This window comes from Pseudomonas sp. CFBP13528 (genome assembly GCF_005233615.1).
GTDB classification, from domain to species: domain Bacteria; phylum Pseudomonadota; class Gammaproteobacteria; order Pseudomonadales; family Pseudomonadaceae; genus Aquipseudomonas; species Aquipseudomonas fluorescens_AM.
Map to the genome: position 1 here is coordinate 200,601 of NZ_QGAJ01000003.1, position 19,737 is coordinate 220,337.

Consider the following 19,737-nt stretch of genomic DNA (forward strand, 5'->3'; position numbering starts at 1 on the left):
GTTGTGAATCGAGCGGGCGCAAGCGCGGCGAGCAGGAGGGGTTGATTAACGCCCCCGAACAATGGCGATATAGACGTCTGATAAAACCGAGGTCGTCACAATGTTGCTCGCCACATTGATCCATCGTGCCAGCCTGCCGTGCCCCCAGTTGAGCCTGGAACAGGCGGCCCATCTGCTTGAGCAACATTACGGCCTTAGTGGCGCATTGCAGTCATTGGGCAGTCAACAAGACCTCAACTTCAGGATTGACAGCGCCCTGGGCCGCTTCGTTCTGAAAATCTGCCGGGGTGACTACGCTGCAATTGAGCTCCAGGCCCAGCATGCCGCCCTCAATGCGCTGCAGGCGCAGGCAGAGGTGCGTGTGCCCAAGGTGATCAAGGCCCTCAATGGCGATGAACTGCTGACCATCAGCGTCGATGGACAGACCCTGCACCTGCGGCTATTGGACTACATCGACGGCCAACCCCTGACCCGTTTGCCTCACCTGGGCCGCGACGTGATTGCAGGCTTTGGCGACCTGTGCGGGCGCATGAGCCTGGCGCTGGCCACGTTCACCCATCCCGGCCTGGACCGCACCCTGCAATGGGACCCGCGCCACGCGCAGGCGTTGATCAAGCATTTGCTGGCGGCCTTGCCCGACCTTGCCCATCGCGCCGCGCTGGAACAGGTCGCCGGGCAGATCGACGCGCATATCGGGCCTTTGGCTGCGCACTTGCCCTGGCAGGCCGTGCACATGGACATCACCGACGACAACGTGGTCTGGCTGCGTGATGCGGGGCGGCACTGGCAGGTCCAGGGCGTCATCGATTTCGGCGACCTGGTGCATACCTGGCGCATTGCCGACCTGTCCGTCACCTGCGCCGCGCTGCTGCACCACGCCGAGGGCGACCCGTTTGCCATCCTGCCGGCGATCCGGGCGTGTCACGCGGTTACGCCGTTGCAGCGTGAAGAGTTGCGCGCGCTGTGGCCGTTGATCGTCGCCCGCGCAGCGGTGTTGGTGCTGAGCAGCGAGCAGCAGCGACGCCTGGACCCTGATAACGCCTACCTGTTGAAGAACGCCGAACACGAGTGGGAAATTTTCCACGTTGCGACATCGGTGCCGTTCGAATTGATGGAGGCGGCAATCCTCAGTGCTGTCGGCGAGGCCTTGCCGGCCTTGGCCAGCCAGGATTTCGCCCCATTGCTGCCAGGGCTGGTCGGGCGGGAATTCGCATTGATCGACCTGGGCGTGCTCAGCCCGCATTTCGAGGCGGGCAACTGGGAGACGCCTGGCATCGATCGGCGATTGCTGGACGACGCCGCAGCGGTGCATGGGCAGGCGGCCAGCCGTTATGGGCAATATCGATTGTCGCGTACCCGTCCGGACAGCGCTGTGGAGCCGGACACTTTTCCCCTGCACGTCGAATTGCATCTGCCCCCTGGCACAGTGGTTGAAGCCCCTTTTGCCGGGACCCTGCGCGAGGGCGCTGACGGCGTGCTGTGTGTGCATGACGAGCGCCTGAGTCTGCGCGTATGGGGCGTGAAAACGCCGCACAATCCCGGTGCAGTGGTCGTGAAAGGGCAGGTACTCGGTGAGGTCCACGGGCCGTTGATCGTGCAACTGTGTCGTGCCGACCTTGAGCCGCCGTTGTTCTGTGCCCCCTCCAGGGCGGCGGCGTGGCGCGCGTTGTGCCCGTCACCGGCGGCGCTGCTCGGGTTGGCCTGCGACGCCGAACCGGAGCTGGACCCCGAGGCGCTGCTGGCCCGGCGCGACGCCAGCTTTGCCCGCTCGCAGAAGCATTATTACGTCGACCCGCCGCGTATCGAACGGGGCTGGCGCAACCACTTGATCGATATGCAGGGCCGCTCCTACCTGGACATGCTCAACAACGTGGCCGTGCTGGGCCACGGTCACCCGCGGATGGCGGCGGTGGCGGCGCGGCAATGGTCACTGCTCAACACCAACTCGCGATTTCACTACGCGGCGATTGCCGAGTTTTCCGAACGCCTGCTGGCGCTGGCGCCGCAGGGTATGGACCGGGTGTTCCTGGTCAACAGCGGCACCGAGGCCAATGACCTGGCGATTCGCCTGGCCTGGGCCTACAGCGGCGGGCGCGACATGCTCAGTGTGCTGGAGGCTTATCACGGCTGGTCGGTGGCGGCGGACGCGGTGTCGACCTCGATTGCCGACAATCCCCAGGCGCTGAGCAGCCGCCCGGACTGGGTGCACCCGGTGACGGCGCCGAATACCTACCGTGGTGAGTTTCGCGGGCCGGACAGTGCGCCTGACTATGTACGAAGCGTGGAACACAACCTGGCGAAAATCGCCGCGAGCCAACGTCAGCTGGCGGGTTTCATCTGCGAGCCGGTGTATGGCAACGCCGGTGGTATTTCGCTGCCGCCGGGCTACTTGCAGCAGGTCTATGGGTTGGTCCGCGCCCAGGGCGGCGTGTGTATCGCCGATGAGGTGCAGGTGGGCTATGGCCGCATGGGGCATTTTTTCTGGGGCTTTGAAGAGCAGGGCGTTGTGCCGGACATCATTACCATGGCCAAGGGCATGGGCAACGGGCAGCCGCTGGGTGCGGTGATCACCCGTCGCGAAATTGCCGAAGCCCTGGAAGCCGAGGGCTACTTCTTCTCCTCATCGGGCGGTAGCCCGGTCAGTTGCCGTATCGGCATGGCGGTACTGGATGTGATGGAGGAAGAAAACCTGTGGGAAAACGCCCAGGTAGTGGGGGGATATTTCAAGACACGCCTGCAAGCGCTGATCGAGCGTCATCCGTTAGTCGGCGCGGTACACGGTTCCGGCTTCTATCTGGGGCTGGAGCTGGTACGTGACCGACACACCCTGGAGCCCGCGACGCAGGAGACGGCGCTGTTATGTCACCGTCTGCGTGAGCTGGGCGTTTTCATGCAGCCGACCGGCGACTATCTGAACATCCTCAAGATCAAGCCGCCGATGGTCACTACCCGGCGCAGTGTGGATTTTTTCGTCGACATGCTGTCCAAAGTGCTCGACGAACAGTTGTAACAAGCCGATTGTTATCGGTTGTAATCGATTGAATTTATTGCACGTCCTGTTTTATAGCTACTAACGCCGATATTTATCCGTTATAAAGTCGGCTTTCACCCCATTCGGAGCCCTGATCGTCATGACCACCTTGCACAGCACGCCTCGCGCCGATGGCTTTCATATGCCCGCCGAATGGGCGCCACAGACCCAGACCTGGATGATCTGGCCCGAGCGCCCGGACAACTGGCGCCTGGGCGGCAAGCCGGCGCAGGCGGCCCACGTGGCCGTGGCCAAGGCCATTGCACGGTTTGAACCGGTGACCGTTGCGGTTTCCGCCGGCCAGTACGAAAACGCCCGCAGTCGCCTCGACGTGCCGAATATCCGCGTGGTGGAGATGTCCAGCGACGACGCCTGGGTACGGGACACCGGCCCGACGTTCGTGATCAACGACAGTGGCGAAGTGCGCGGTGTGAATTGGGATTTCAACGCCTGGGGCGGGTTTGACGGCGGTTTGTATGCGCCGTGGAACCGTGACTCACAAGTGGGCGGCAAGATTCTCGAGATCGAGCGCGCCTCACGTTATCGCACCGAAGGCTTTGTGCTGGAGGGCGGTTCGATTCACGTCGACGGCGAAGGCACCCTGATCACCACCGAAGAGTGCCTGTTGAATCGCAACCGCAATCCGCACCTGGACCGTGCGGCCATCGAAGCAGTCCTCAGCGCCAACCTGGCTGTGGACAAGATCATCTGGTTGCCGGATGGACTGTTCAACGATGAAACCGACGGCCATGTAGATAACTTCTGTTGCTACGTGCGCCCAGGTGAAGTGCTGCTGGCCTGGACCGATGACCCGCAAGACCCGAACTACGCGCGCTGCCATGCCGCCATGGACGTACTGCAAAGCAGCACTGACGCCCAGGGCCGCTCGTTCACGGTGCATAAGATGCCGATCCCAGGGCCGCTGTATGCCACCGAGGAAGAATGTGCCGGTGTCGATCCGGTGGACGGTAGCCAGGAACGTAATCCGAGCGTGCGGTTGGCCGGTTCCTACGTCAACTTCCTGATCGTCAACGGCGGCATCATCGCGCCGAGCTTCGATGACCCGCTGGATCACCAGGCCAAGCAGATCCTGCAGAACCTGTTCCCACAACACGAAGTGGTGATGGTGCCGGGCCGCGAACTGTTACTGGGGGGCGGCAATATTCACTGCCTGACCCAGCAGCAACCCGCCCCACAGAGAAATTGAGTGCAGTTGTAACAGCGCCTTGATGGCGAGTGAGTACTGCGCAATCGCAGCGTTCCAAGCAAGCCCGCGGCCCGGCAAGGTCGCGGGCTTTTTTGCGGCTCAATACCCGTAAATACGGGATATTGGCATAGCTCTTGTATCGCAGATAAACGACAGAGACTCAGCCCAAGACCGCATTGTTCTGTCACATACCTTGAGTAAGTTAGCCGCTCACGCAGCAGGAGAGAGCGCTGAAATGAATGCACAAATCAACCCGATGTTCACGCGCACGTTCCACCCGGTGCGGGTCGATGGCGATGCGATCCACGCGCTGGGGCTCTGGTTGAAGGAAAACGGCTCGCGACAAGTCAGGCAACAGCCTGACTTGCGCAGCGTGATGAGTGAACGCTACCCGGCGGGTTTGTTCACGGAGGATGAGGTGCGGGTATTGTGCGAGCTGATGAGTTACTAAAAAGCCGCCACGCCAACTGCGTTGCCCTGGAGAAACACTAGAAACTGTAGGTGCCTGTCACCACCACGCTACGCGGCTCACCCGGCTGAATCTGCGCGGCGCTGGTGGCTGAAGCGTAATAGTGTTTGTCGGCGATATTGTTCAGCGCTGCCCTCACGTCCCATTCTTTCTGACGGAACCCGGCCAGCGCGTCCCAGCGACCATAACCGGGTAACACCACGGTGTTGAGGTTGTCGGCATAGCGGTCACCGACCAGGGTCAGGCCGGTTTCCGCATACCAGCCCATCTCGGGTTTCCAGGTGATGAACATGCTGGCATTGCGCTTGGCCACGTCGCTGATGCGCTTGCCTTCGAAACCATTGTTGTCCTCCTCGACCTTGGCATCCTGCAGGCCGACGCCGCCGCGCACGTACCAATTGCCGACGACCTTGCCGGTGGCGGTCAGCTCGATGCCGCGCGAACGTTGCTTGCCCGTCAGCAGGGTAATGGTGCGGTCCAGCGGGTCGCTGGTGCGACGGTTGTAGAGTTCAAGTTCGTACACGGCCAGGGTGGTGCTCAAACGGTCGTCAAGCCAATCGCTTTTCACCCCGATTTCCTTCTGTTTGGTCAACTCGGGGCTCAGGTCGTTGACGCTGCCGGCAGCGTTCGGTGTGATGCCGATCAAACCGCCGCCTGCCGGGGAGAACGTCTTGCTCCACGAGGCATAGAAGGAGTGATGCTCCAGCGGCGTCCACACCAGGCCGACGCGGGGGCTGGTGCTGTGGCTTTTGACGTCCTGCTGAGTGTTGAGCAGCTTGTTGGTGGTGTCCACTTCGAAGCGGTCATAACGCAGCCCGCCCAACAGTTGCCACTGATCGTTCAGGCGCAATTGATCCTGCACGTACAAGGCGCGGCTTTCGACTTCAGTGTGGTTGTCGCTCGAAACGCTCATGCGCCCGGTGTGGCGCAGGTGACGGTTGGGCTGGGTGAGGTCCAGGCTCGGCACAGCCTGGCCGCCCCGATTGGGCGCGGTGGCCGAGTAGAGTTTCGGGTCGCGGCGCTGGCTGCCCAGTTCAATCCCGGTAAGCAGGCGGTGCTCCAGCCCGAAGGTATCGAACCCCCCTTCCAGTTCGAGGTTGTTGAACACGTTGCGGGTGGTCAGGTCCTGCTGCCAGTGCTGGCGGCTGACGGTGTTGGTTCTCGCGTCGTAGCCGGTCTGGTAGGTGTTGTCGAAATCGCTGTCGAGCTTGAACACGCCCAGGGTGTGGCGCAGTTGCCAGTTGTCGTTGAGCTCATAGGCAAGCTTTGAGCGCAGGGACTGGGAGGTGTCATCGATGTAATCGCCGCTGGAGAAATAGGTGGTGCTGCGACTCACATCCGCAGGGCGCCCATTGACGCCCGGAATGCCGCGGTCCGGCGTGCGGTTGTAGCGGCTGTATTCGTATTGCACCAGCCAGTTCAGCTCGGGCGTGAGTTGCCAGCTCATCGACGGCGCGAACAACTGGCGGTTGCCATTGACGCCATCGCGAAAGCTGTTGTTGTCCTGGTTGCCCATGTTCAGGCGCAGGCTGATGTTGTCGGTGGGATCGGTACTCAGGTCAGCGTACACGCTGCGCAGATCGTTGCTGCCACCCTGGGCTTCGAGGCTGGATACGCGGCCGGGGGTTGGCAGTTTGCTCACACGGTTGACGATCCCGCCCTGGCCGCCGCGCCCGTAGAGCACCGCTGCCGGGCCCTTTAGCACCTCGATACGCTCGATGTTATGCAGGTCGCGTACGTATTGGCTGTCGTCGCGGATGCCGTCCAGGTAGAAGTCATTGCTCGCATCGAAACCGCGGATACGCAGGCTGTCGAAGCGCGTGTCGGCGCCGCTGCTGACGTTGGGAATACCGCTCAACGCCTGGCCCAGATCGTTGGTGCCATAGGCGCGCAGGCTGTCGGTTTTCACCGAATCGATCGCCTGGGGTACGTAACGCACGGCAGTCGCAGTGCGCGTGGCGGTGTTGCTTTGCTGGGTGCGTGGGTCGTCTTCGTCGATTTCTGCGCTGATCGAGGTGGCGGGCAACACCGTGGTGGCACAGGCAAAACCGGCAGACAGCACAGTAGAAAGCCCAAGGAAAAACGGCATCAGGCGAGGGGCAGGCATGGGAAAATGTGTCCGAATTGTCAGGGAAGAGAAAGTGCGCGAATGGTAATGCTTTGCATTCGCTTGCGTGATCTATTCCCAAACGTATCGCCTACTAATTTGTTACATAGTGTGTTTTTTTGCGGGGGGCGATGGGGTTTTTGGACGTTTACCCAAGTGCAATAGGTCTGTGCTTAGAATTATTTAGCCTAAATACAGGTGGTTCACGAAATTGACACATAGTTCAACCCGCGCATAGGATTGCGTCCAACGCCTGTGGCTGACAGCCATGACTCATCCAATAAGAAAAGGCCCGCGGCAGTTCAGTCGTCCGCGGGCCTTGTTTTTTCTGGAGAAGGTCGACACCGGAAAGTGATAGGGGCCTGGTGTCATAGCGCGTACTCAACCAGTAATAAGGAATATAAAAAAATGTTGAAGCAACGGATGAGTCTGATCGCTCTGGGGATTTTGAGCGCATCGACAGCCATGGCGAACGACCAGGAGCAATCCAAGGGTTTCGTTGAAGACAGCCACCTGAACATTGCAGCACGCAACGCCTACATCAGCCGTGATTACAAAAACGGCAAGCAGGACAAAGCAGAGTGGGGCCAGGGCTTCATCGGCAAGTTCGAGTCCGGCTTCACCCAGGGCACTGTAGGGGTGGGTGTGGACGTGATCGGCCAATACGCCATCCGTCTGGACGGCGGTAAAGGTCGCAGCGGCGCCGGCGGTATCGACTTCTTCAAGCAAGGCGACAGCGGCGAAGCGGCCAACGACCTGGCCAAGGGCGGCGCAGCCGTCAAGGCGCGTATTTCCAACACCGTGATCAAATACGGTCAGCAGATGCCAGCCGTGCCGGTCCTGCAGTACGACAACTCGCGCCTGTTGTCGGAAACCTACGAGGGCACCTCGATCGTTTCCAAGGAAATCGCCGGCCTGCAACTGGACGCCGGTCACTTCACCAAGGAAGCGCGCAAGAGCGCCGAAGGCAGCGACAGCGGCCGCCTGAAGAGCATCAACTACATCGGTGGCAGCTACAAATTCACCGAAAGCCTGTCGGCTGCCTTGTACGCCTCCGATATGCAGGACGTGCTGAAGAAGCAATACGTCAACGTCAACTACGTGCTGGCGCTGCCAGAGAAACAGTCGCTGACCTTTGACTTCAACGGCTACAAAACCAAGCTGGACCGCAGCTTCGCCCTGGAAAACCAAGGTGATGCGGACGCCCGCGACAACAAAATCTGGAGCCTGGGCGCTACCTGGGCTGTTGGTCCGCACAGCTTCACCATCGCTCACCAGCGCAGCACCGGCGACACCGGCTACCTGTACGGCGGCTACCGCAACGCCGGCGGCATCGGCGATGGCGGCAATACCATCCTGCTGGCCAACTCCTACTGGTCCGACTTCAACGGCAAGGACGAGCGCTCCTGGCAGGCCGGCTACGGCATCGACTTCACTACCTTCGGCGTACCGGGCCTGACCTACAACGTTGCCTACGTGCGCGGTACCAACATCGACGACGGCACCGGCCGTGGCGATGGCACCGAGCGTGAAATCTGGAACCAGTTCAAGTACGTGGTCCAGAGCGGCCCGGCCAAAGACCTGAGCCTGCGTGCGCGTGCCTCGTGGTTGCGCGTTTCCAACAACGCCAGCAACTACAACGTAGGCGGTAACGAGCTGCGCCTGTTCGCCGACTACCCGATCAATGTTTTCTGATTGATCGCACGTCGTGCCTGATGCCAGGCAATAAAAACCCCGACTGGCTCGGGGTTTTTTTATGCTTGAAAAGCATGCTTATTGGAGGGTGATGGTGACTTTGCCTTTTGCCCTGCCTTGCTCGACGTACCGCAACGCCTCTGCGGTCGATTCGAAAGGGAAGGAGCGATCGATGACCGGTTTGATAACGCCCGCCTCGATCAGCGCAGTTATTTTCTGCAGTTGTATTCCATCGGCCTGCATGAACAAAAAGGCATAGCTCACCCCGCGCTTGCGGGCTTTCCTGCGAATGCCGCTGCTCAGCAGGCGCATGACCTGCCCCAGCACCCAGGGCAAGCCTTGCGCTTGGGCAAATTGCGCGGTCGGCGGTCCTGACAGAGAAATAAGCTGTCCGCCAGGCTTGAGCACCTTGAGTGATTTCTCCAATACATCGCTGCCGAGACTGTTCAATACCACGTCGAAATCGCGCAACTCGTTGGCAAAATCCTGCTGTTTGTAATCGATGACCACATCCGCCCCAAGTGCTTTCACCCATTCGACATTCGCGCTACTGGTGGTGGTCGCAACGAAGGCGCCGAGGTGTTTGGCGAGCTGGATGGCAAGCGTGCCGACGCCGCCGGAACCGGCGTGAATCAACACCTTCTGGCCTCTTTTTACCTGGGCGGTTTCAACCAGCACCTGCCAGGCCGTCAAGGCGGCCAAGGGCATGGCCGCCGCTTCGGCCATGCTCAGGTTCGAGGGTTTGAACGCCAGCGCGTTTTCATGCACGGCGATCAGCTCGGCAAAGGTCCCGATCCGTGACTCGGGAGGACGTGCATAGACCTCGTCTCCCGGCTTGAATCGCGTGACCGCCGCACCTGTGCGAACCACCACCCCGGCCAGATCATTGCCCAATATCAATGGAAACCTATAGGGCAGGATCAGTTTGAATTCCCCCGTGCTGATCTTCGCGTCCAGCGGGTTCACGCTCGCTGCATGTACCTGGATCAGCACGTCATGCACACCGACCACAGGGTCAGGCACTTGGCCAATCACTCCATTCTGCTTGCCGTAGCGATCGATAAAAAATGCCTTCATGGTAGATAGCGCTGCGCCACGGTGGATTGCTTGATCTGCGCCAACAGTCCCTGGCGCGCGGTTTGCAGCGCATCCCAACGCTCGCCTTCCTGCAGCGCAGGAATGGTCACCGGTTCGCGACGGTCGAAGCCAAGCAGTGCGGCATCCACCAGCTCACCCACTTCCATGATTTCGCTCAAGGTGTTGATGTCGATACCGGCGCGATCCCAGATCTCCGTGCGGGTCGCGGCGGGCAGCACGGCTTGCACGTAAACACCCTGAGGCGACAGTTCCAGGCTCAGGCCTTGGGACAGGAACAGCACAAACGCCTTGGTCGCGCCATACACCGACATGCCGAACTCAGGCGCCAGCCCCACCACCGAACCGATGTTGATGATTGCGCCTTCACCTGCCTTGGCCAGGCGCGGTGCAATGGCGCTTGCGAGCCGCACCAGCGCGGTGGTGTTGAGGGCCACCAGTTGCGCAACGCTGTCAGTGCTTTGCTCGATAAAAGTGCCCGATTGTGCGGCGCCGGCATTGTTGACGAGGATGCCGATGCGCGCATCATCGCGCAGGCGCGCTTCGACGGTGTGCAGGTCGCCGAGTTGCGTCAGGTCGGCCTGGAGCACTTCGATGGCGACGTTGTGTTCGCCACGCAAGGTGGCGGCAAGCGTTTCCAGACGTGAGTGATCGCGGGCGACCAACACCAGATCATGCCCGCGTTGGGCGAAACGCTCGGCATAAACCGCGCCGATGCCAGTGGAGGCGCCAGTGATGAGAACGGTAGGGCGAGTAGTCATGATGTCAGCTCTTTATCAGGAACAGGGAGTGGGATTGATGCGGATAAAACCAGGCTCTATCGGTTCTCGGCAGCGCTTGATTCGGCCAGCGTCGGGTAGTCGATGTAGCCCGTCGCACCGCCGCCGTAGAGCGTGGCGGGGTCGAAGGCGGACAGTGACGCACCGGCCTTGAACCGCTCCACCAGATCGGGGTTGGCGATAAAAGGGCGACCAAAGGCGATCAGGTCGGCCTTGTCATGCGCAAGGCGCGCCTCGGCCAGGTCCAGGTCATAGCCGTTGTTGGCGATGTAGGTGTTCCTGAAGCGCTGACGCAAGGCGTCGAAATTAAAGGGCGCCACGTCGCGTGGCCCACCGGTCGCGCCTTCGACGACGTGCAGATAAACGATGTCCAGCGCATTGAGTTGGTCGACGATGTAGTCGAACTGCGTTTGTGGGTCGCTGCTCGATACACCATTGGCCGGCGACACCGGCGAAAGGCGGATGCCCGTGCGATCGGCACCAACCTCGGCAACCACCGCAGCCGTCACTTCAAGCAACAGCCGCGCCCGGTTTGCGATCGAACCGCCGTAGGCATCCGTACGCTGGTTGGCGCCGTCCTTGATGAACTGATCCAGCAAATAGCCGTTCGCACCGTGGATCTCCACGCCATCGAAGCCTGCGGCAATCGCGTTTGCCGCTGCTTGGCGGAAATCATTGACGATGCCCGGCAGTTCGTCAGTCTCCAATGCTCGCGGCTCGGAAACGTCCTCGAAGCGATTATTGACGAACACTTTGGTCGCGGGCCGAAGCGCGGAAGGCGCGACCGGCGCCGCGCCTTGGGGTTGCAGATCCACATGGGAAACACGGCCCACATGCCACAGCTGCAGGAACATTTTCCCACCCTTGGCATGCACGGCATCGGTCACCTGGCGCCATCCTTCTATCTGCGCCTGCGTGTAAATGCCCGGCGTGTCTTGATAGCCCTGGCCCTGCTGCGAGATCTGCGAGGCTTCGGAAATCAGCAAGCCCGCGCTGGCCCGCTGGCTGTAATAGGCAGTTGCGAACTCACTCGGGGCAAGACCCTCGCCGGCGCGGTTGCGCGTCAGTGGCGCGAGAACCACACGGTTCGACAGCGTCAGGGTGCCCAGTGTGTAGGGAGTAAACAGATTCAGATCGCTCATGGGTGTTTGTTCCGTGCCCGTGGGTGAAAGTCATGACGCTTGTGATTAGGATGATGATCGAAATCTAAACTGTCAATGGTTTTGATTATGAACGACATCTATGTATCATTAGCCAATGAATTCAGCGGTAGCGAGGTAGCGAACATGCGCGTATCCAAGGCCCAGGCCCAGGCAAACCGGGAGCACATTGTCGAAGCGGCTTCAGTGGTGTTTCGCGAGCGCGGCTTTGACGGGGTCGGCGTGGCCGACCTGATGGCTGCCGCCGGCTTCACCCATGGCGGCTTCTACAAACATTTCGGTTCCAAGGCGGACCTGATGGCCGAAGCCTCGGCCAACAGCCTCGCGCAATCCTTGGCCAGCGCCGAAAAACTCAGCGTGAAGGACTTCATCGATCTATACGTATCCAGGGAACATCGCGACGGCCGCGCCACGGGTTGCCCCATGGCGGCGCTATGCGGCGACGCGGCGCGTCAGTCGGGGGAGTTGAAGTCGGCCTTTGCGCAGGGCATTGAGCACATGTTGCAGACGCTCGGCGAAAAATGCCCGACCGGTTCGGATGAGGCACCGGAAGAGGCGAGGGGGAAAATGATTGATCTGCTGGCGCGTGCGGTGGGCGCGATCATGTTGTCGCGCGCCTGTCCGGATGATTCGGCGTTGGCGGATGAGATTTTGGAGGTGTGCAGGGCGCGGATGGGGGGGGCGTTGTCAACTCCAGAGAAGGCCGTTCCTCAAAGGTAGCCAGCACTGCTGTTCGCATAGCGTCCCAACTGCTTATGGCATTGGCGAAGTCAGCAATATTCAACAAGCATCGACTTGCTGAGGTTATTTCTTCTTCGGATTCGTAGATGCCTGATGCAAGGATGGCAGGAAAATCCAGGGTGAAATCGTCAGATAAGTTTTGCGTCCAACCCAATAGGTGGTCCAGGTTGTCAACCCTGGCCCCATGTTTTCACCCGGATTTCTACACCCTTGCCTGGGGTGGCGTGGATGACGCGGAAAGGGCTGATAACCAATGCGACATGCGTGTACAACGCACGACTGTCTCGCGCCAGCGATTGATAGCCGAGGTTGAGGGGGCGACTTTTGCTTTTGCCGCAGAGCAGCAATATGTCACCGGGAGCGGCGGCCCGGCTCAAGGCGGCATCGTTACTCATTAGTTTGCGGGTTCTTCATGCCGACGCTACGTAGCAGGCTGAAAACGAAGTGTGGATGTTTTTTGGACGTTTTGAAGAAAACGGCTCATTAAAATTTTGAGATTTCCAAACCCCGGAAACCACAAAGCCCCGCATTGCGGGGCTTTGAGATATGGTGCGGCACCAGGAGTCGAAAAATATCATAAGCATATGAATTACAATGCTTTATTAATCTATGTGAATTCTCATATCTCTAATACTACCCTCAGGCATTCAGCCGATCCTTCACCGGCGCAGGAGCCACACAAGGTCGTAAACCGGCCTCGGATACGGTTTCAGAGGTGCTAAGCATGTGATCACGTAAGAGCTAGGCGCCGAGGAGATGCGTCGTCCGCACCAATGGCATGCGATGGTGGCAGTGTGGCTATGTCTGTATGATCCACTACCAACAACCGAGCCGAACGGACGAGTCAATGAAAGTGGACAAAATGAGCCGGGATATCAGATCTATCCCGTTAGATCTCATCAAACTTGATCAGGAAAATGTTCGGTTCGGTAACGACGTTGCGCAAAACCAGCGAGAAGCAATTGATCTCCTCATGGCTGATCCAGAGGACGCCAGGAAGCTGCTAAGGCTGGCGCAGCACATAGCTGAGAATGGGTTCGACCCTACTGAGCTTCAACTGGTCGCGCCAGACGGTACTGGTAGCTTTATCGTTCTCGAAGGGAACCGGCGCCTGACCGCTGTAAAACTGCTTCAAAAGCCGGATCTGTGCCCTGTGGAAAAGCTTTTCAAAGGTTTCATGGCTGCACATGAACAGCTAGGGTTTGACCTGCCTCAGGAGCTTCAGTGCAGCGTCGTGAATTCTCGCGCTGAAGGCGATATGTGGATTGAGCTGAAGCACACCGGCCAGAATAATGGCGTGGGCCGCGTTGGGTGGGACAGTGACATTCGAGACGAGCGTCGTGCCAGACAGACAGGGGTAGAGTCGATTGGCCGACAGGTAAGAAACCTAGTCAAGGACAACCCTCAGGTGTTCAGCTCGAAATCGATTACGGACGTCTACCAAATTCCAGTCACGACCTTGACTCGTTTGTTCTCCTCTGCCCCTGCGCAGAAAACCTTTCAGCTCAGGGTTGAAAACAAAGAGTTAACCCCGCTCCTGCCTCTTGAGTTTATTGCGCCTTCTGTCGAGTTTGCACTCGATATGTTCGTGAACGAGGGATACAACGTCAACGATATCCGTAGCGATGAAAATCGTACAAGGTTCGTGTCCCATATACCACCAGAGCTCTCGCCTCAAAGGCTATTTGGCGGAAGCATAAAACCGCCTACAGCTGCGCCTATTGCGGCTCCAATCAATCCTTTACCCCCTAATAGTCCCGTGGCGGGCACATCTCCGGGCCTTCCACAATTGCCAACGTCTCCTCCGGCGGGTGATGCAGGTACGTCTCCTGTGGGCGCGGCACCAGGTTCTCCGGCTCCTCCGGCTAAGCCAGAGCCTCAAGGAAAGCTTGGAATTAGGGCAAAGCCGTTGTCCAGAGCTCGTAAGTACCTAGTGCCTTGGACACTGGATATTTCAAACAACCGGATCAATGCCATATACCGCGATCTCCGGAAAACCTTGGTTGTCGACGAATGTCCTAACGCTGTTGCCGTGACTTTTCGCGTGTTCCTTGAGGTTAGCTGTGATGACTTTATCCTCCGACAGACTCAGCGAAATAATCCTGTATTGAGGGTAGATACCCAAAAGCCTGTCAGAGATGGGATGGGTGGTGATAAGCTCTCAATGAAGATTCAGTCTATTGCTAAGCACCTCGAATCGAACGGTGGCTTAGCTACCCCCGCTTCCAAAGCTATTTTCAAACGCGCGACATCGTTTGACTCCGTAGGCTCTGTTGACCATTTCAACCTATTCGTCCATAGCTCAGCGAGCGCGCCGGTGCCCTCGGAGCTCAAGGATATTGCAGACGAGTACAGGCCGTTGCTTGAGGCGATTTGGAATTGAGCATGCTGAGAATTCAGGTGTCGGTGCTGGCCTTGAGCATAAAGCCAATCCGGTAGGTATTTTTTAGATGGGCGTATCAAAAATTTTTTCCACTCCTCTGCGCTACCCTGGAGGTAAGGGAAAATTTTGCCACTTCATCAAGCAGGTGTTTGAGTCGAACGACCTCCTCGATGGGCATTATGCCGAGCCCTATGCGGGTGGAGCCGGCGTTGCTTTAGAGCTGCTTTTCCACGAGTACGCGTCTACGATCCATATCAACGACTTCGATCCAGCCGTACACGCGTTTTGGGACGCTGCTGTGAATCATACTGACAAACTCTGTCAGCTGATCTCGGAAACCGAAGTGAATATGGAAAATTGGCATCGGTATAAAGCGATTATGGATAATTCCCAAGAGTTTTCTACCTTAGAGTTGGCCATGGCGACCTTTTTCCTGAATAGAACCAACCGCTCAGGAATTCTGAAGGCGGGTGTTATTGGTGGTAAGAATCAAGAGGGAAAATGGAAGCTGGATGTTAGATTTAACAAAGTCGATTTGATTCGGCGTATAGATTTGATTGGTAGATTTAGGAATAGAATTAAAGTTTATAATAAGGATGCTAAGCTTTTTCTGGACGAGGTCGTGCCTGGCTTGCCACTCAAGTCCCTAGTATATCTTGACCCACCTTACTATGTTAAAGGCTCGGGCTTGTATCGAAATTTTTATAACCATGAAGACCATGTCCAAATCGCAGGCGCGCTCAGCTCCGTAAAGCATCCGTGGATCGTTTCATACGACAACGTTCCCGAGATTAAAGAAATATACTCTAGCTACCGGCAGGATGAGTATTTTCTTAGCTACACCGCGCAGCTGAAAAAGAAAGGCTCTGAGGTCATGATTTATGGCCCGAACATAGTCCCTCCTGCAAATGCTTTAGTGCGGAATACCGGCTGATGACGTCTCCCAATAGGTGATTGCAGATGGTATGTGTGAGCAGGTTTACCTCCTACTCACGTATATTGCTACAGCTCAAAATGCTTCAGGCACGCCTAGACCCGAATTTATCTTATTGATCGAAGCGATGAAGTTTGTCCTGAATCCATCACGGTCTGGGAGATAGTCGCAGTAATAGGTGACGTATTGGTTAAATTTTGCGCCCTGTTTAGTTGCCCAAGCTTTGCATTTCTTGATGTCTGTCAGTTTTTCATCAAATATTACGTCTGCTTTTAGCGACGTTATTCCAAAGCTTTTAAACGAATCTAAAAAGGCGGTGCGCTCTATTTTAAATTTTGTGAAAAACTTATCTGAATTTTTAAGATTCATTATAAATACAATGATCCTGCGCTCAAGAGCGACATTGTCCGGGTCGGGCAACGTCAAATATAAGTCGGATTGTTTTATTTTTTTTAAGGCTGAAGCCGGAATGTCCGCGTCGAAGACTACGATACAATTTTTCAGCAAAAGCGGAAACTTTGCGCATACAGAAGCAAGGCTTGTAAAAGAAGTGCCTGGGTTGTCAGAAGACGGGTCTAGTGAGCAGTGAAATTCTACGGCACGCAAAACGTCTTGCGTTCTGACAATTTTCTTTATGAAATGAATAGCAACTTTGTCTTCGCAGAAAACTTTGATTTTTCTCGCAGCCGCCGCCGCAATGGGGTCTTCAAATGTGAGCTCCTTATATGCCACGCTGAACGGCGGGTTGTGTAGGATAGGGTAGGCGCCATCATCAGCGCTTGAGCTGCTCACGAAATTAACTACAACATTTTCGCTGTTTTCTTGTTGAAGATACTTTAAGTAGACGTGAGAAATCAAATGCAGCGAATGAGTAGTAATAACTACCTGAATTTTATTTTTTCTGGCCCACTTGTAAAGGTAGTCAAATAGACGCAGTTGTGCGACTGGGTGTAACGTGCTCTCGAACTCATCAATGCAGAGTACGCCATTCCCTTCGCCGCTTTTTGAATTGTGAAGTGATCGCTCAAATCCAATCAGGCGATTATAAATAGAACCCAGGTTGTCCTCGCCAGAGGATATCGTTGACCAGTCATATTTTATGCTGCTGGTGGCTGGTCCAAAGGTCGTTTTGGTCGTTTTATTGTTTGACGTTGCGACGATAGGGGTGAAATCCTCATACTCAGTACTCGGGAACACCGTTTCATAAAAGTCCTTCAGTCCAGCAGCTTCATCGACTGTAAGAGTGACCTTTCGTGAGGAAGACTCCTTTGCATCGGTGTCGGCGAGGGGATACAGTCGCTGCAGATTAAGGAAGCTAGTATTGTAGTTAAATGTTCCGTCTCCTCTCGCTGAGCCTGACACTACGACGCGGTGTCGATTTGTATCTTGTGCAACGTAATAGAAGTTTACCGGCTCCCGCATGATGGATCCATCGCCTAGCTTCAGAACGATATCGTAGCGATATTTTTCGTTATCGTACTTGGGTGATAGTTTGAAGACTTCACTTAAAGTTGTTTTTAAGGGGCGATCAAATACGTCTTTAGCTGGGCTATCAAAAAGTTGTGCTACCAACCCCATCATTGAGGTTTTCATCGTTCCGTTCCTTCCGGCGAGAAGCGTCATGACACTGCCAAGCTGTAGGGATTGGTCTTTAATCGATCTGAAATGCTGGATGGAGATGCCAAGTATGGAACTGATTTTGGTTTGCTTGTTGTCGAGAAGCTTAAGCGTTTTTTTGCTGTTCCCTGCTGGCAAGATATCCATGGATGACCATCATTCTGAAGGACGAAAGGTACGCGTAATGTATCAAAACCTCGGGGTGGAGCGCTATCGTTGCGCCACTATATGCCATGGCTTGATTTTAGTCGGGTATGAAGCGGGTTGCGGTCTTAGGTCGAGTCTAGCGTTGCTGCCAAATACGAGGTTCCAACAGGCTCATGCCGACCCAGATTGCTTGGTGCGTCGAGCTATTTAACCTGTCAAATCTGTGGATGGCTCACAAACAGCTGATGGGTATGGGCGAGGCCCTTTTAGCTGGTCTGGCTAGGCCAGGCGTTTCCGAAGCATGAACTATCGTTCGCTTTTCGGCAGTCGCGGCGGTGACTCAGGAGGGGCTTGCCGCTGCCGCACGGCAAGTTGATCGAGGATCCTAGCTGACCGCTCAAAGTAAGCATCCAATAATACCGAGAAACACCCAGTCGACAGTGTTTAGCTGTTTCGTTCTGCTGCGTCCTAAGGCGGTTATGCGACAAAATTGGTTGATATCATAATGCCGCCATGGTATTAAATCAGTGCAAGGCATCAGATTTGGAAGAGATTATTTAAAAAAGGAATATAAAATATGCTAGATGTCGAAGAACAAATTATTGAGCTAAAAAAGACTGTTGCATATGACAGTAAAGATTTCACTATCGAGATCTTGGTAAAAAAATATATTGAAGGGATCGATGATGAAGAGAACGAAATGTTCGTTCCAGATTATCAGCGAGATTTTGTGTGGGACGAATCTCGCCAATCAAAACTAATTGAGTCAATAGTTCTTGGCTTGCCTATACCGCCAATATTTGTAGCGGAAAATACAGATGGTCGTTTAGAAATAGTTGATGGTTCTCAACGAGTTCGCACGTTGAGCGCCTTCTTGAATAATGATTTGAAACTGCATGGTCTTGAAAAAGTAACCCTGCTGAATGGTATGAAATTTGACGGTTTTGATGTTTCACGGAAAAGAAAATTCAATAATACTACACTCACTGTAATTGTACTTTCTGAAAGTGCTACAGATGAAGTAAAAAACGACCTTTTTGAGAGAATAAATAAGGGTAGTGACATTCTGAGAAATATGGAGACCCGAAAAGGTATCTATAGGGGGGCGTTCACTGATTTCATCTATAATGAGTGCGCTACTCATGTTGGATTCAGACAGTCGCTCAAGCTATCTAAAACAGTCCAAAAACGTCAAGAGTATGAAGAGCTTGTATTAAGATTTTTTGCTTTGATTGATACTTATCCTAAATACTCTGACTTCTCTCGTAGCGTAAGCAAGACCCTTGATCGCTACATGGTTGAAAAATTAGAAACTTTCACTGAGGAAGAAAAAAAGGTAAAGCTTCGCGAGTTCAATGCGATGGTCGAATTTGTTATGAATAATTTCGAGTATGGATTTCTTAAAGGGCCAAATAAAGATGCTTCTCGGATTTTCTTTGAAGCGATTGCAGTGGGATCTCATCTGGCTCTTGGGGAGTCCCCTGGTTTGGCTCTGAGGAAAAAAATTGACGTCCAATATTGGCTGCGGGATCGTGATTTTGGTAGGTCAGTGAATGGCGGTAATAGAACGCATGCCGCTGACAGTTTGCAGAAAAGAATTAACTATGTCAGAGACCACATTTTATCCTTGAGCGCTTAATCATGCGTGCGATTATCGCAGATCTTGAAGATAGAGAGTATTCAATTCGGCGCCTTCTTGATCATGTTGATGAGGTTTCGGAAGTCCGGGGGAAAATTGATGTTATAGTGGTTCTTAAGTCAACGGTTTTTATATCTCTGTACAATAATGTGGAAGCGACGGTGTATGCTGTTATTGAAAAAATACATGACCTTGCATCGTCTCTTGAGTACGATGAGCTTATACAGCCTTTGAAAACTAAAACTCTTCGGTATTCCTTTGGTAAAACAGCCGGTGCGTTTATGCTGGATCCCCAGAGGGTCGTTCTAGAGGAGCATGCCTTAAGATCTTCGAATGCGCGATTCCCAACGCTTTCAGACTATCTACGTCGGCAATCCTTGTTTTCTGGAAATGTCGACGCAAGAAAATTGAACGTAATAGGGATATCTTATGGTATGCCGAAGCTATTGTTTTCAAAATTCAACGCGGAACATATGTTGTGGGTTAAAAACAAGAGAAATAAGATTGCGCATGGAGAGCAATCTATGTCTGACGGAGGGCAGGGTTTGAAAACCCTTGACCTTCGGCGCGCATCGGATTCGGTAAGTATAATCCTTCGAGAGTTCATCGCTGCGTCGGATTTATATTTGAAGAACCGTGCGTATCATAAGGCGTCACTTTCTCATCAAGCAAGCGTGCGACAGGTAAGCAGTCAAGACCAGCTCGCGTAGTATTGATTTTAGGACCGGCCCAT

15 protein-coding genes are annotated in these 19,737 nt (G+C 55.4%); 9 read left to right on the forward strand and 6 right to left on the reverse strand.

Going from position 1 to position 19,737, the window contains the following annotated elements:
• The first annotated feature begins 100 nt into the window (after window positions 1-100).
• From PspCFBP13528_RS07590 to PspCFBP13528_RS07600, 3 genes are all read left to right on the forward strand, one after another.
• Window positions 101-3,010 (forward strand): aminotransferase, encoded by a 2,910-nt coding sequence (locus tag PspCFBP13528_RS07590; RefSeq protein ID WP_137199921.1) that lies wholly within the window; start codon window positions 101-103, stop codon window positions 3,008-3,010.
• A gap of 121 nt (window positions 3,011-3,131) precedes the next feature.
• Window positions 3,132-4,238, forward strand: coding sequence for an agmatine deiminase (aguA, locus tag PspCFBP13528_RS07595; protein ID WP_057725458.1), 1,107 nt, complete (start codon window positions 3,132-3,134; stop codon window positions 4,236-4,238).
• Window positions 4,239-4,473: 235 nt separating this feature from the next.
• Window positions 4,474-4,689, forward strand: a complete 216-nt coding sequence (locus PspCFBP13528_RS07600) for a hypothetical protein (protein WP_065950052.1) — start codon at window positions 4,474-4,476, stop codon at window positions 4,687-4,689.
• Between the two features lie 37 nt (window positions 4,690-4,726).
• Here PspCFBP13528_RS07600 and PspCFBP13528_RS07605 read toward each other — a convergent pair whose 3' ends face one another.
• The gene (locus PspCFBP13528_RS07605; RefSeq protein WP_137199922.1) at window positions 4,727-6,814 is read right to left on the reverse strand and encodes a TonB-dependent siderophore receptor; all 2,088 of its coding nucleotides are present in this window, start codon (window positions 6,812-6,814) and stop codon (window positions 4,727-4,729) included.
• A 408-nt stretch (window positions 6,815-7,222) separates the two neighbouring features.
• On the opposite strand from PspCFBP13528_RS07605, the gene PspCFBP13528_RS07610 reads away from it, so the two are divergent.
• Entirely contained in the window at window positions 7,223-8,509 is a 1,287-nt protein-coding gene (locus PspCFBP13528_RS07610; RefSeq protein ID WP_065932609.1) for an OprD family porin, read from the forward strand.
• A 78-nt stretch (window positions 8,510-8,587) separates the two neighbouring features.
• Here the strand turns inward: PspCFBP13528_RS07610 and PspCFBP13528_RS07615 are convergent, their stop codons facing one another.
• From PspCFBP13528_RS07615 to PspCFBP13528_RS07625, 3 genes are read right to left on the reverse strand one after another with little or no spacing between them, the layout of a single operon-like run.
• Complete coding sequence (locus tag PspCFBP13528_RS07615) at window positions 8,588-9,586, reverse strand: NADP-dependent oxidoreductase (RefSeq protein ID WP_137199923.1); 999 nt, start codon at window positions 9,584-9,586, stop codon at window positions 8,588-8,590.
• Complete coding sequence (locus PspCFBP13528_RS07620) at window positions 9,583-10,365, reverse strand: SDR family oxidoreductase (protein ID WP_065950055.1); 783 nt, start codon at window positions 10,363-10,365, stop codon at window positions 9,583-9,585. Before PspCFBP13528_RS07620 ends, PspCFBP13528_RS07615 begins: the two co-directional genes overlap by 4 nt.
• A 56-nt stretch (window positions 10,366-10,421) precedes the next feature.
• Window positions 10,422-11,525, reverse strand: coding sequence for an alkene reductase (locus tag PspCFBP13528_RS07625; RefSeq protein WP_137199924.1), 1,104 nt, complete (start codon window positions 11,523-11,525; stop codon window positions 10,422-10,424).
• A gap of 144 nt (window positions 11,526-11,669) precedes the next feature.
• Here PspCFBP13528_RS07625 and PspCFBP13528_RS07630 point away from each other — a divergent pair, with 144 nt between their 5' ends.
• Window positions 11,670-12,263 (forward strand): TetR family transcriptional regulator, encoded by a 594-nt coding sequence (locus tag PspCFBP13528_RS07630; RefSeq protein WP_137200060.1) that lies wholly within the window; start codon window positions 11,670-11,672, stop codon window positions 12,261-12,263.
• A 191-nt stretch (window positions 12,264-12,454) separates the two neighbouring features.
• Here PspCFBP13528_RS07630 and PspCFBP13528_RS07635 read toward each other — a convergent pair whose 3' ends face one another.
• Window positions 12,455-12,679: a hypothetical protein gene (locus PspCFBP13528_RS07635; RefSeq protein ID WP_137199925.1), complete on the reverse strand. Its 225-nt coding sequence runs from the start codon at window positions 12,677-12,679 to the stop codon at window positions 12,455-12,457.
• A 452-nt stretch (window positions 12,680-13,131) separates the two neighbouring features.
• Here PspCFBP13528_RS07635 and PspCFBP13528_RS07640 point away from each other — a divergent pair, with 452 nt between their 5' ends.
• Entirely contained in the window at window positions 13,132-14,667 is a 1,536-nt protein-coding gene (locus PspCFBP13528_RS07640) for a ParB/Srx family N-terminal domain-containing protein (RefSeq protein ID WP_206666792.1), read from the forward strand.
• Window positions 14,668-14,734: 67 nt separating this feature from the next.
• Entirely contained in the window at window positions 14,735-15,601 is an 867-nt protein-coding gene (locus tag PspCFBP13528_RS07645; protein WP_137199926.1) for a DNA adenine methylase, read from the forward strand.
• Window positions 15,602-15,676: 75 nt separating this feature from the next.
• Here the strand turns inward: PspCFBP13528_RS07645 and PspCFBP13528_RS07650 are convergent, their stop codons facing one another.
• Entirely contained in the window at window positions 15,677-17,365 is a 1,689-nt protein-coding gene (locus PspCFBP13528_RS07650; protein ID WP_137199927.1) for an AAA family ATPase, read from the reverse strand.
• Window positions 17,366-17,942: 577 nt separating this feature from the next.
• Between PspCFBP13528_RS07650 and PspCFBP13528_RS07655 the strand changes: the two genes are divergently transcribed.
• Both PspCFBP13528_RS07655 and PspCFBP13528_RS07660 read left to right on the forward strand, forming a co-directional pair.
• A complete protein-coding gene (locus PspCFBP13528_RS07655; protein ID WP_137199928.1) occupies window positions 17,943-19,004 on the forward strand; it encodes a DUF262 domain-containing protein in 1,062 nt (353 codons plus the stop codon).
• 2 nt (window positions 19,005-19,006) lie between these two features.
• Window positions 19,007-19,714, forward strand: a complete 708-nt coding sequence (locus PspCFBP13528_RS07660; RefSeq protein ID WP_137199929.1) for an MAE_28990/MAE_18760 family HEPN-like nuclease — start codon at window positions 19,007-19,009, stop codon at window positions 19,712-19,714.
• Window positions 19,715-19,737: the final 23 nt, after the last annotated feature.